This window comes from Maridesulfovibrio sp. FT414, assembly GCF_050916235.1.
GTDB lineage: Bacteria > Desulfobacterota > Desulfovibrionia > Desulfovibrionales > Desulfovibrionaceae > Maridesulfovibrio.
The window spans coordinates 141,122-153,702 of record NZ_CP104854.1 but is presented as its reverse complement, the minus strand read 5'-3'; the positions used below and the strand labels follow the sequence as shown (position 1 = coordinate 153,702).

The 12,581-nt window shown below is 48.8% G+C and carries 13 protein-coding genes; 5 read left to right on the top strand and 8 right to left on the bottom strand.

Going from position 1 to position 12,581, the window contains the following annotated elements; translation table 11 throughout:
* The first annotated feature begins 71 nt into the window (after window positions 1-71).
* The 3 genes from ilvC to infA all read left to right on the top strand — a co-directional run bounded on the left by ilvC (window position 72) and on the right by infA (window position 2,014).
* Window positions 72-1,061, top strand: a complete 990-nt coding sequence (ilvC, locus tag N7E73_RS00690) for a ketol-acid reductoisomerase (protein ID WP_432736776.1) — start codon at window positions 72-74, stop codon at window positions 1,059-1,061.
* 284 nt (window positions 1,062-1,345) lie between these two features.
* Entirely contained in the window at window positions 1,346-1,612 is a 267-nt protein-coding gene (locus N7E73_RS00685; protein WP_432736774.1) for an RNA recognition motif domain-containing protein, read from the top strand.
* A 183-nt stretch (window positions 1,613-1,795) separates the two neighbouring features.
* Entirely contained in the window at window positions 1,796-2,014 is a 219-nt protein-coding gene (gene infA / locus N7E73_RS00680; RefSeq protein ID WP_027722537.1) for a translation initiation factor IF-1, read from the top strand.
* A 134-nt stretch (window positions 2,015-2,148) separates the two neighbouring features.
* Here infA and tsaA read toward each other — a convergent pair whose 3' ends face one another.
* The 6 genes from tsaA to N7E73_RS00650 all read right to left on the bottom strand — a co-directional run bounded on the left by tsaA (window position 2,149) and on the right by N7E73_RS00650 (window position 9,956).
* Window positions 2,149-2,550, bottom strand: coding sequence for a tRNA (N6-threonylcarbamoyladenosine(37)-N6)-methyltransferase TrmO (gene tsaA / locus N7E73_RS00675; RefSeq protein WP_432736772.1), 402 nt, complete (start codon window positions 2,548-2,550; stop codon window positions 2,149-2,151).
* Between the two features lie 8 nt (window positions 2,551-2,558).
* Window positions 2,559-3,530 (bottom strand): thiamine-phosphate kinase, encoded by a 972-nt coding sequence (thiL, locus tag N7E73_RS00670; RefSeq protein WP_432736770.1) that lies wholly within the window; start codon window positions 3,528-3,530, stop codon window positions 2,559-2,561.
* Window positions 3,531-3,624: 94 nt separating this feature from the next.
* A complete protein-coding gene (locus N7E73_RS00665; protein WP_432736769.1) occupies window positions 3,625-5,748 on the bottom strand; it encodes an ATP-dependent helicase in 2,124 nt (707 codons plus the stop codon).
* Window positions 5,749-6,293: 545 nt separating this feature from the next.
* A complete protein-coding gene (locus tag N7E73_RS00660) occupies window positions 6,294-7,592 on the bottom strand; it encodes an alkaline phosphatase family protein (RefSeq protein WP_432736767.1) in 1,299 nt (432 codons plus the stop codon).
* A 92-nt stretch (window positions 7,593-7,684) separates the two neighbouring features.
* A complete protein-coding gene (locus N7E73_RS00655) occupies window positions 7,685-8,569 on the bottom strand; it encodes a DUF2156 domain-containing protein (protein WP_432736766.1) in 885 nt (294 codons plus the stop codon).
* Window positions 8,562-9,956 (bottom strand): MATE family efflux transporter, encoded by a 1,395-nt coding sequence (locus N7E73_RS00650; RefSeq protein ID WP_432736764.1) that lies wholly within the window; start codon window positions 9,954-9,956, stop codon window positions 8,562-8,564. The genes N7E73_RS00655 and N7E73_RS00650 overlap by 8 nt, the downstream gene beginning before the upstream one ends.
* 206 nt (window positions 9,957-10,162) lie before the next feature.
* On the opposite strand from N7E73_RS00650, the gene N7E73_RS00645 reads away from it, so the two are divergent.
* Together N7E73_RS00645 and N7E73_RS00640 are read left to right on the top strand one after the other, a co-directional pair.
* Window positions 10,163-10,570 (top strand): winged helix-turn-helix domain-containing protein, encoded by a 408-nt coding sequence (locus N7E73_RS00645; protein ID WP_432736762.1) that lies wholly within the window; start codon window positions 10,163-10,165, stop codon window positions 10,568-10,570.
* A gap of 247 nt (window positions 10,571-10,817) precedes the next feature.
* The gene (locus tag N7E73_RS00640) at window positions 10,818-11,222 is read left to right on the top strand and encodes a hypothetical protein (RefSeq protein WP_432736761.1); all 405 of its coding nucleotides are present in this window, start codon (window positions 10,818-10,820) and stop codon (window positions 11,220-11,222) included.
* A gap of 38 nt (window positions 11,223-11,260) precedes the next feature.
* Here N7E73_RS00640 and N7E73_RS00635 read toward each other — a convergent pair whose 3' ends face one another.
* Window positions 11,261-11,476, bottom strand: coding sequence for an FmdB family zinc ribbon protein (locus N7E73_RS00635; protein ID WP_432736759.1), 216 nt, complete (start codon window positions 11,474-11,476; stop codon window positions 11,261-11,263).
* Between the two features lie 110 nt (window positions 11,477-11,586).
* The gene (locus N7E73_RS00630) at window positions 11,587-12,579 is read right to left on the bottom strand and encodes a hypothetical protein (RefSeq protein WP_432736758.1); all 993 of its coding nucleotides are present in this window, start codon (window positions 12,577-12,579) and stop codon (window positions 11,587-11,589) included.
* Window positions 12,580-12,581: the final 2 nt, after the last annotated feature.

The window sequence follows — 12,581 nt, the reverse complement described above, 5'->3', positions numbered from 1 at the left end:
CCGAGTAGGGACCATTCGGTTACTGCACTTATGTTTCGTGTCCGAATCAAAGAGAAAATCAGGAGAAAGCAATGAAAGTTTATTATGAAAATGACGCTGATTTGAGTCTGCTCAAAGACAAGACTGTAGCGATCATCGGTTACGGCAGCCAGGGCCATGCCCATGCACAGAACCTCCGTGATTCCGGTATCAAGGTTGTAGTCGGTCAGCGTCCCGGCGGTGCCAACTACGAACTGGCCAAAGAACACGGTTTTGAACCCGTGAGTGCTGCAGAAGCCGCCGCTCAGGCAGATCTGATCATGATTCTTCTTCCCGATCAGGTTCAGGCTGAAGTCTACAAGAACGACATCGCCCCCAATCTTAAGCCTGGAAAAATCCTTGCTTTCGGACACGGCTTCAACATCCACTTCGAACAGATTGTTCCCACCCCTGATGTTGACGTAATCATGGCTGCTCCTAAAGGTCCCGGTCACCTCGTTCGTCGTACCTACACCGAAGGTGGCGCAGTTCCCGCAATCATCGCTGTTCATCAGAATGCATCCGGCAAAGCTTTCGATATCGCACTTGCTTACGCAAAAGGTATCGGCGCAACCCGCTCCGGCGTTCTGGAAACCACTTTCCGTGAAGAAACCGAAACCGACCTCTTCGGTGAGCAGGCAGTTCTCTGCGGCGGTCTTTCCGAACTGATCAAAGCCGGTTTTGAAACCTTGGTGGAAGCAGGTTACAGACCTGAAATCGCATACTTCGAGTGTCTGCACGAAATCAAGCTGATCATCGACCTCATCTACGAAGGCGGACTGGCCAAAATGCGTCACTCCATCTCCGATACTGCTGAGTACGGCGATCTTACCCGTGGTCCTCGCGTCATCAACGAAGAAAGTCGCAAGGAAATGAAAAAGATCCTCAAAGAAATCCAGCAGGGTGAGTTCGCAAAAGAATTCATCGTTGAAAACATGTCCGGTAAAGCTCACTTCAGTGCACTGCGTCGTATCAACGCTGAGCACCAGATTGAGCAGGTCGGTGGCGAACTCCGTAAGATGATGAGCTGGCTCAAAAAATAGTCAGTAATTTTATGATATTTGATAGGTCCACGTCAGGATAGATTAATTTTTTAATAATCTTTTTTTCGTGGACCTATTGCCCTTTTTTCTGTAATGGAGTAAGGGCCTAGTTAGGAAACCGGATTTCAGCCGAATATCATAGATTGTCTTTATAGGTATTTTGTTGAATGGCCTTAGGTACGGGGTTGTTATACTTTGTCTAGGTCAAAGTGTGGTGACGAATTACAAGTTCGGACCGGCTGTCTGGGTTGTTTTAAGCATTAACGTTTTATGGAGTTTTTTGGATGTCTAAGAACATTTACGTGGGCAACCTTCCCTGGAGTGCTTCCGAGGAAGATGTAAGGGCTGCTTTTGAAGAATTTGGTGAAGTTGTATCTGTGAAACTCGTCAATGATCGCGAAACAGGCCGCCCTCGCGGATTCGGATTTGTTGAAATGGAAGATGCTGGCGCAATGCAGGCTATCGAGAATCTCGATGGCAGCGTTTTCGGCGGCCGTAATCTTAAAGTCAACGAAGCCCGTCCCCGTGAACCACGTCCCAGACGCTGGTAATTTGTAACGATTTGGTATAAGCCCCTCTGGGGCTGGTGAGAACGAAGGGTTCTCACTGAGCCATCTTGTACCTAAAGACAGTCTTGGTATTTTCCGAATTTCGGGAAAGATCGAAAGTAAGCCCGCTGTCGCTGATGCGTAAGCGGGCTTTTTACATTTTCTTAATAATTAAGAGGAATAGTTTTGGCTAAAGAAGAAGGCATTGCAGTAAATGGTACCGTGGAAGAGGCTCTTCCCAACGCGATGTTCCGCGTTGAGCTTGAAAATGGTCATGAGGTTCTGGCCCATATCTCCGGCAAGATGCGTAAATTCCGCATCAGGGTCATGCCCGGAGACAAAGTAACTGTTGAGCTCTCACCCTATGACCTTACCCGTGGCAGAATCACCTACCGTCCCCGGTAGTAGTTGCCGGCGGTTTTCAAGATATTCCACTCCATGGATACCCCATGCGGGGTCGGTGCGTTTATACCGGCCCCGTGGGAGGGTGGTATTCTTTTTCATGGACTTATTCTCCGGTTTAATAGAAAATCCAGCTATTATGCTTTGGGACTGTAGGCGTTTTTGATGTCAATCAGGGGAGTGCCGTCTATGGCCTCCAGCGGATGTACCCTTATCTTATTGCCGTCAATACCTGTGATGGTTACCGGATGAAGACCGACCGGATTAGGCCTGTCAGGAGAACGGGTCGAAAACACTCCGCGTTTCGGGCGGGTTTCATCTCCCCGTGGATGTACTTTGAGGTAACTGCGGTCAGCGGCATGCATCCATGTCAAAAGAATAATCTCAGATCCCTCTTTCAGTCCATCCATTGCTTCAAGATATGCTTCATCAATTTCCAGAACAGCCTCTATGCCGCCTTCGCATCCCTGCTTGGGTGTCTCCGACCTGTTTTTGAAATCGGACCGGGCATAACCGATAATTTTCAGCTCAGTATCCATGCTACCTCCTATGAAAAATGGTCAAATCCTTTGGCTGTATATTCTTCACCGTTAAGCAAAATCCTGCTTTGGCCGGTGATGCTTCCAATTTTAATAAGTCCGGGAATCATACGACTAAGTTCTTCAAAGCTATCCGGGGTACATGCACCGAAAAGAGCATAATCCTCCCCCCCCTGAAAAGCATGTTCGGCAGGGGAAAAAGAGTTCGATTCGGCGTAAGTAATTATTTCGGGGTGCAGCAAATCATCGCTTAATGTGATTCCTGCTCCCACACTTCCGGTGCAGCAGCCAAGGAATCTGGGCAGGTCTCTGGCAAGGCCGTCTGACAGGTCCATAAGCCCGCGTACCTGTTGTGAGCGGCCAAGCTGTAATCCTGCCCTAACGCGCATGGCGGGGCGTAGATGCGCCTTGACACATTCAGGATAAATTTCTGCCGCCTGTGTCCCCATTTCTTCAAGAGCAAGCAGCCCGGTTCTCGCCATCCCTGCTGTTCCGTGCAGAAACAGAAGGTCACCCGGCTGCGCGTTGCCACGAGACAGGAATCTACCCCCATCTGCTGGTTCACCCCATACAGTGACAGAAATGCCGAGATACTGCCCTCTCGACAGGTCGCCTCCTGCCAGGATCATATCGTTCTGTATTGCCAGATCGGACATCGCCTTAAAAAAGGAGTCCCAGAATCCGGCATCAAGACCGACCGGTATAATCAACCCCAGTGCAAAGCCTTTGGGCTGCCCGCCCATTGCGGCTATGTCGCTGATGTTGACCGCAAGGGACTTGTAGCCGATGTCGCCCGGAGAAAAGTATGAGCGCCGGAAATGTACATCTTCCAGAAAAAGGTCCTTGCTGATGCAAAGATCTTTACGGGCGTGCAGTATCGAGCAGTCATCTCCGCGTCCAAGGGTTACATGGCCGTTTGAAGACGGAAAATATCTGTCGATGAGGGTCAGAAAGTCCTGTTCAGATGAAAGTCTGGTCATAGTATGCACTGATTAAGTGTTTGTTCGGCCCGCATCGGGGAGTGACTCTGCTGAGTCGCATATTCTGTATCTCTAAACGGTAGTTGTTCCACATCTACAGCAGTTCAACAAAATCCTCGACAATGACTTTCGGCCCGAAGCCGGGAAAATTTATACGCAGCTTGTTGGGCTCGATGCGTTCGATTATTTTTCCGCGTCCGAATATTTTATGCTTGCAGTGGCCGAGCTTCATGGCCGGTTTTGTTTTTGATTCAGGAAAGTCCGTGGCCGTGGATGTGTAAACCGGCGGAACTATTGGTGTGTTCTTTTTCATTGCCATGCCGCCGGAATATGATTCCTGAAATTCGTCAAAAAGAGCTGTGTCCAGCTCCCGGACAAACGGGCTCGGAACTGCCGGTTCAGAAAAATCAGTATTCTTGCGGTTGATTGAAGCCGGAGCGGACATCACCAGCTCCTCTTTTGCACGCGTGCACGCTACGTACAAAAGGCGGCGTTCTTCTTCGTATTCCAGCGGTTTCTGCATGGATTTACGGGACGGGAAGCGATCCTCCACCAGATCAAGGATTATGACAGCTTTCCATTCCAGTCCCTTGGCGGAATGGATGGTGGAAAGAGTCACCACATTGTCCTTTCGTTCCTCTTCGCTGTGCTGATCTGGATCAAGGCAGAGATCCGCAAGGAAGGTGTCCACGCTGTCGTAATTGGAAGCAATCTGGCTGAGCTGTTCTATACCCGCTTCACGCCGAGGGTAGTCATCCGGGTATTCGGCCACAAGAATCGGCTTGTAGAGCGGAATGATGACTTCCAGACATGTTGCCGGAGTCGAGTTCTTCTTGCGCAGACCGTCAAGGTCCGCAAGGATTTCTCCGAGCAAGGGGTACTTCTTTGTAAACTTTGCCATGGCCTTGGCGTCAGCAGAAATGACCGCTCCTGCGATTTTAGTGGCGGTCTTAGGGCCGACTCCCTTGATGTGACCAAGGGTGCGCTGCCAGGCGATAATGTCGGCAGGGTTGCTTACAAGGCGTATGAAGGCCAGCACGTCCTTTATGTGCGAAGCCTCGTTGAATTTGAGCCCGCCGTACTTCTTGAAATCAACTCCGAGCCGTTTGAGTGCTACTTCAAGTCCGTAGCTCTGGTATCCGGCCCTGAAAAGTACTGCAACTTCATCCGGTCCGAACTTTTTCTGCAGCTCTATAATCTTGTCCAGCACTCTGGTAGACTGGCTGAAATCGCTGAGCGGAACCATCAACTGCGGTTTGTTTCCCCAGGTTCGGTCAGTAAACAGCTTTTTGTCGAATTTGGTCTCGGCCCCGTCAAGAATGGCGTTGGTCAGGTCAAGGATAGGCTGGGTGGAGCGATAGTTCTGCTCAAGACGTACTATTTTTACATCTTCAAATATCTCGGGGAATTTAAGGATGTTGGTAACGTCTGCACCGCGAAAGGAGTAGATTGACTGGGCATCGTCGCCGACAGCCATGACATTTCCTTTTTCCCCGGCAAGAAGTTTCACTATGCGGGCCTGAACAAGGTTTGTGTCCTGATATTCGTCCACCATGAGATACTGATAACGGCTGCGAAGCGAGTTGCGCAGAAACTTGTCCTTCTCTAGCAGTTCCTCAAGGTAGAAGAGCAGGTCGTCGTAATCCATCAATCCGTGCTGTTTCTTGTACACTGCGTAGGCCTTGGAGATTTCCTCCATTTCCTGTGCGTAAGTCGCAAGGTGGAACGCCTCAGAATTAACCAGCGTGTCAATGGAGACTTCCTTGTTGCGCGACTTGCTGATCATATCCAACAGTGTAGACTTCTTGGGGAATGATTTTTCTCCCTTCCCGATTCCAAGACCGTCCTTTACTTCCTTTACAGCGCTTTCAGAGTCACTGCGGTCCATAAGACTGAAGCCGTTGGGAAACCCGATTTCAGCGGCATTCTGGCGCAATACGGAAAATGCAAAGGCGTGAAATGTGCCGCCCTGAGTTCCTTGCAGCGGTCTGCCCAGAATATGTTCCGTTCTTGTAAGCATTTCCTGAGCTGCCTTGCGGGTGAAGGTCATCAGCAGAATTGATTCTGGCGGGATACCCTGTTCAACCAGCCATGCCAGACGGTATACAATCGTGCGGGTTTTGCCGCTGCCGGCACCGGCAATAACCAGCACAGGGCCCTGAGGGTGAGTTGCAGCCTCATATTGCGCGGGATTAAGTTCTTTTTCGAAATCTATCATCTAAAAAGCCTCGGCGGCCCTCCGGGGCCAAAGAAAAAACGTTAAACTAGGATATTTCAAAAGGGATGCCTCCGGCGGCTTAAACCCTTTTGCAAAAGGGTTTAAGAATACCAAAACCTTCTATTAAGGCTTCGTCTCGGCGCACGACAAACTGTCATTGATAAAAAAATAATTATAACACCTGTTATGTATTCGATTTATTCAAGAAAATTTTTGCTTGGTCTTTTTGTATACAGCGCGCGGCTTAATTCTATAAGATGTAAAGCCTTCACATCTTCAGTGGCACAACAGAACAGTGCAGTTTTAATTGATTGCTCTGCCAAAACAATCTGCAAAGTATTGCCCTGGGTGCTTTTCAAAGAAGAATCTTTAACACTTGTGGCGAAGCCCTGTTAAAAGTTTTTGAAGAGTCCAGAGAAACTTTTTCAAAAAGTTTCTTTTGTCCCCGGAGGTCTTACAGCCGCTTAACGAGTCTTCGAGTTTAGCGGTCTGTTGAGAGCAGAGATGCCGCCGGAGGCTAAAAAAAACATGCCTGTTGCGCGCACCTACTCTGGCAAAGCTATATTGAACCAGTCAAGAATCATCTGCCCGGTCTGGTGCATGAACTCTATCTGCTGTCCGTCCGAGCTGTAGTAAAAAGCATTGCCGCGGGTATGTGTTCCGGTCCGCCCGTGAAAACCGAAAATTTCCTTACGGTCAAATTTTGCCTTAAGATCGAATCCGGGCCGGGCAACACAGATAAGGTCCGGCGGGCTGCCAACGGTGACAGTCCCGTAAGCCTGTTCTGCCGTGAGAACCTCTTCCATAACTTTCCTGCCGTTGAACTCAAGTGCAAGCAGCTTTTCGGCAATTTCGGAGGTCAATTCGGCTGTACGTTCCTGCGCAATCTGGCCCCGTCCAAAGCGGTCAGGGGTATGGATATATATTCTTCCGGGGTCGAGGGCAAATGCTTTGCTGGATGCGGATATGATCGAGGAATCCCACTGGTCGGCGGCAGGGCGGGCATATTCAAGGTAGCCGTTTTGGACTAGAAAAGAGTTAAGGTCCACTTCGGTTTCGAGCGATGTGAACCCATGGTCTGCAAAGGCAATCAGCTTCTTTTTACCCGGAAGAGCTTCGAATTTATCCAGAACAACACCGATTGCCCTGTCCCACTTGAACATGAATTCAAAAGCCCTGTCATGCAGCGGATGCTTTTCATCTTCAAATGCAGGATAGAAAAAATGGAACAGGCGATCCGTCTCGGTGAAGACAATTGTGAAGAGGTCCCAGGCCAGATCATTCCAAAGCAGGTCCAGAGCCCTCAGCCTGCCCTCAAGGGTCGATGCGACCTGATCAAACAGGTACTCAGGGGCCATTATACCGCGGGATGTATCTGCTTCAAGCCGGTATCCGCAATTACTCAGCGGTCCGGCCAGAAAGGGCGGATAGACAGCTTTCTCCAGTGAATCAGCCACAAATCCTGAAATGAGCATCCCCCTCAACGGTTTTGCCGGATAGGTATTGGGGAGGTTCACAACTTTGCTGACCATCCCTTTTTCACCCAGATAATCAAAAATAGTGGGGCAGAGTACCTGCTCGAAATTGTTGATTGATAAGGTGTAATTGCAGGGATCAATGGAAGTGAACCCGTAGATACCGTGCTTTTCCGGTTTTGTGGCGGTGAAGAAGGATGTCCAGTTTACCGGTGAAAGTTCCGGTATTTCCGCTGTGACAGGATTGCATCTGCCGGCAATTCTTCCGAGGTTTGGAAGCCTTTCGGCCCACTTGGATGCAAGTGAGTCCGGAAGGCCGTCAAGGCCAAGCACGACAAAACGCTGCCGTTCATTTGATGAAAAAAGCATTTATCTACCCGCAGGAAGTCATAATTTTACTTCGTCGGTCCTGATGAAATCAATTCGCATGGCCTCGGTTGAGCCGGCCATGGCTGGACTTTTTATAGTACGGTGATCTCGAATTTTTTCATGAACTTAACCGGGTTGTATGAAAGTTTTGCCTTCCTTAGGCCCGGTTCTCCAAGATCCTGTTCGCGGTTGACGAATTTTTTGTCGCTGGCGTTGTTTTCAAGGAACATCTGGTTGATGGCCTGATACACGCCCTTGAAGTAGGTATTACCTTTTTCGAAATGAATCACAATGGAGTCATCACCCAGCGGTTCGGCGATGGTATAGGCGATAATGCGGTTGCCGATGCGCAGGGTTCCGCCGGTAAGGTGCTTGATTGTGTCCATCTCCTTTAGAACTTTTGCAATGGCATCATTCTCGGCGACGAGAGCCTCGGAATTGTTGTTTTCCTCTTGCCAGCGGTACCACTCCAGCTGCATTTCAAGGACTTCTTCCACGCAATCTGGCGTTATTACGCGGTACTCGTAATCATAATTTTTCATGAATTGACGGTAGAGGTTCTTTTTCTTGTGAAATCTGTTTCCGCGCAGCTCGATGAGTTCCTCAACGGAATACACGTAGTCGAAATGGTCGCGGTTTTCCTCGATCTTGAGTCTGTCACCGAAGATGTCTTTGAGATGCAGGGCCAGTTTTTCGGGTATACGGGTCAGTCGTGTGCCGGGAGTGTTCATCAGGCTGCATTTGGACCAGTCCGCACTGAACCAGTCCCCGATAGGAGCCCAGTTGATGACCTGAGGCTTGGTCTGGCGTACATGGATAAGTCCGGACTCACTGCAACGGATTTCCAGACCGTAGTGGTCGGTCCAACCCCAGATGTTGGCAAAGGTGTAGTCGGAAGTATGCTGGGGACAGGCAGCAAGGGCCTGTTCGAATCTCTCTTGACATCCAAGTGTTATTGGCTTGAATTCATTATGCATTTGCAGTCCTTTGATTATTCCTTTTTTTGATCATGCTGAATTTCTGCCAATTGCGGCATGAGAAGGTGTAAAAAATGATGCTTGCCTGTAGTCCCTGTGAAATAAGCATGGCCATCCATATTCCTGTGGCCGAATGCATGACCTGATGGCCCAGCAGGTAGGCCAGCGGCAGCCTGCATCCCCATACGGTTATGGCGAAGATGAACAGGTTGTAAATCGTGGCTCCTGCCCCGTTGAGCGCCCCTGCCATGATCATGGACGTAAGGGTGAACGGAATGGCAAGCATGTTGTAGTACAGGTAATTAACCGCTTCATCCAGAACCACCTGTTCCGGGGCAATAATTGCGGTTACCGGATAGATTACCTGCCATAATCCCAGAGCGGTAATGCTCAGGAAGCCGATGGCCAGAAAGAGTATTCTATACCCGAATTTTTTAGCTTCGTCAGGTTTTCCGTCCCCAAGGTAGTGGCCAATGATGATGGAGGCGGTCATGTTGAAGGCGAAGGCCGGCAGAAACAGGATCGATTCAATACGTATGCCGGCAGTCATCCCGGCAAGAGCTATAACATTGTTATCCGGCAGACTGGCGGTGATGGAGTAAAGAACCATGTAGCCTGAGTGCCAGACCAGCTGCATCAGTCCGCTGGGCCATGCCACCTTGAAAAGATACGGAAAAGCCTTTTTCATCCATTTCAACGGGGCAAGGCTTCTGCGGCGAAGGTAACCTGATTTGTATAAAATTATCAGGTTGAATATGGCTCCGGCGGTGATTGAGCCAAATGTTGCCCAGGCCAGTCCTTTGTAGCCCATATCCGGTAACCCCCACATCCCAAGTCCGAGTCCGAGGTCTCCGATGGTGTTCAGGGTGGTTACGATAATCATGCTGTACAGGGGCAGCATGACTTTTTTCTGAGCCCTGAAAACGGCATTGGTGATGATGAGCATGTAATAAATGGGCACAAGGTAGAGGAAGACTTCAATGAAGTATTCCATCACAGGACGCATTTCCCCCGGAACTCTTAACACAGTCAGGATTCCGTTACGGTACGGGAATCCTAATGTGAAAATAACCATGCCGAGAACTGCACCGATAATGCAGCACAGACCTACATAGCGTTTGGCTCTTAGAATCAGACCAGCCCCTATTGACTGGCTTATAGCCGCAACAGAGCCGTTGGCGGTGGCTACGGCTATGACCAGAAAGAAAAACAGTGACTGGCTGATCATCCCCATGGAAGCCTGAATCTCGCGTCCCAGTTTGGATGCCACCCATACATCCACCAGGCCGATCATAAGGTGGAAGATCATCATCAGGATCTGGGGCCATGACAGATTCCATATTGTTCTGTATGGGGAATTTGTCATGGCGTCTGTGGACAGGCTCATAAGGTATCAATGCTCCGGATTTATGTCGAACTGTGTTTTATGTACTTAAAAAAAGCTTGGCTGAAATCGGAATAAAGTCTGATTTCCGGCAGGGGGTTTAAGGTAATTACAGTTTTAATAAATGCAAGAGTTGTTTTCAGTCCGGATAATTTATGTTACGTAAAGCATACAAACAATGCATGATAGAATGTATCAGGAGGAATGAGATGTCGAGTGATGATGAATTCTGCCCCCGTGTGAGGCTGAACCTTTGGCTTGAAACGGAAGAAGGTATGCTGTTCGGTCTGGGAAGGGCGCAGTTGTTGGAGCAGATTGAGAAGCAGGGCTCTCTTAATCAGGCTGCAAAAGTACTCGGCATGTCTTATCGCGCTGCATGGGGTAGGCTCAAGAATACCGAGGATGTTCTTGGAGAAGCACTGGTGCTTAAGATTCGCGGCAGAAAAGGATGCAGCCTGACTCCCCTTGGTGAAAGGATCCTTGAAGATTATCGTCAGTGGGTTCAGGAAGTTGAAAATTTCGCAGTAATGACCGCCCGGAAATCATTTCCATGGAAGATAGCCTCTTTTGAAGAGGATATGGAGCGGGCAAGGGAAAATGATTCTGAAGAGGAATAGATAAACACTCTTCGGAATTATCATTAAAATGATACTAGCCTGTTTTCTGCAGTTCCAACTGTTGCTGAAAACAGGCTTTTTTTATTTGGAATTAATGAAGTAGCAGCTCTGACTCCGTCATGTCGTTTTATAGTATTTTAAATAGGCTCTGGTCTGTGCTTGTGTTTTCTGATGTAAAGTATACCGGGAAAGGATGTGCAGTGGCTTTGACTTGCAGTTGCGTGAGATTACGTGGACGAAGTCAGTGTTGCTGAATACAGTACAAGACTGTCATAGTGCACCGGCGCTTAAAGGAAAAGGGGAAGAGGCTGAGACCTGTTTTCTGAAGTCCGCAAGAATAAGCTGGGAGCGGCAGTCTTTGAGAGGGCTTGTGCTTAATTTTATCCGACTTGGTCATCTGCGGCAGGTGCAGGGTAGGACATTTGAAGCGGAAACATTTTACAGAACCGCTGTTGCCGTGGGAAGAAAAGTTGGCCAGATAGACTGTATAGCAGTAAGTTCTTATGTTTTAGGAAAGTTTAATTCTGCTCGGCAGAAGTACGACCGGGTGCAACAGGTGCTGATAGAATCCCTGAAAGGCTTTGAATCTGGCAGAGATTTTAGAAAAATGGTCGAGAGGGAGTTTAAAAAGATCACCCGCAGGTCCGTATAAAAAAAGAGGAAGACTTTCATCTTCCTCCCGGTAAAATTTTATTTGTGGCCGCCGCATCCACCCTGGCAGGGGGGCATGGCGTATCCGCCCATTCCCTTGGGAATTCCGTTGGGACGGACATTTCCCATGGAAAGAAGTTTTTCGCAGTCTTTCTGTCCACATTCCGGGCAATCAGCCTTGGCTTCCTTGCCGGGCATTACCAGTTCGTCAAATTCCTTGCCGCACTTGGAACATTTGAATTCGTAAATAGGCATCTCTCACTCCTCTTCAGACTTGATTCATATTCAATGGAGCCGAGCTCCTTTCTTTCAATGCCTAGGGGTAAGAAAAAAAGGCGTTCTTATCAAGGAAAAATGACCTGTATTTAAATCGTGCGCGAGAGCAGTGTTCCGCCGCCCAGCATTCCGAGCTGGGAGAAGAAACCGTTCACCTGATTATGCACCTGTTTGGCCTGAAGGTCCTGCTGCTCCTGAATCTTTGCAGCTTTGTCGATCAGGGTATTGATGTGCTTGTTAAGTTCAGCAAGACGGTCCTGCTCAGCATCGGTCAGAGTCCTTTCGCTGGCGGCCTTTTTCAGAACCTCGGCTTCCTCGTCCAATTTATGGAAAATATTTTTTTCCGCATTACTGAGGCCGTGTGTTACCAGACTGCCGACTATCTGCTCCATCTCCTTGATGATGGTATCTGCTTTTTTCTCCTCATCCGGAGTCAGTTCCTTCTTTGCCGTGCCGGTGATTTCTGCAATTTGTTTGTTCAGTTCATCGGCTTTGGTCTGCTCTTCCTTGCTGAGGACTTTTGGTCCCTCAATGCCGAAAAGCTCCTTGAGTTCACTTTGAATTGAAGCCTCTTTCTTCTTTTCTGCAGCCGTCAAAATTTTGCCATCAGGGTAATAGAGCTTTTTCAGTTCCCATTTAAGACTCTCGGCGCGCCTCAGCTCTGCTCCCTGAGGCTCTTTTGTGGGAAGGATATTGTAGAGTTCGTCCAGTTCCTTCTGAATTTTATCAACCTTGGCCTGCTCTTCCTTGGTCAGTTTTTTTTCTTCGCCGCTTACACCGTAAAGTTCATCCAGTTCTTTCTTCAGTTCTGTGAAACGCTTTTCCTGTTCCTCGCGGATGGACGTATCGTTGACACCATAAATTCCGTTCAACTGCGAGTAATACGAATTCACCTGCTGCTGCTCATCAGAAGTAAGGCCGAAGCTCATGGATGCGAACTGCATCTGCAATTGGCGACGGATCTGTGACGCGGACATGTCAGCAGTAATATTCGGTTTTTTGGAAGCGGTTGAGCTTTCAGAAATAGTGCTGAAATAACTTCCTGCCGTGTTTGAGTTGCTGAGAATTGAACTGGTATACATGA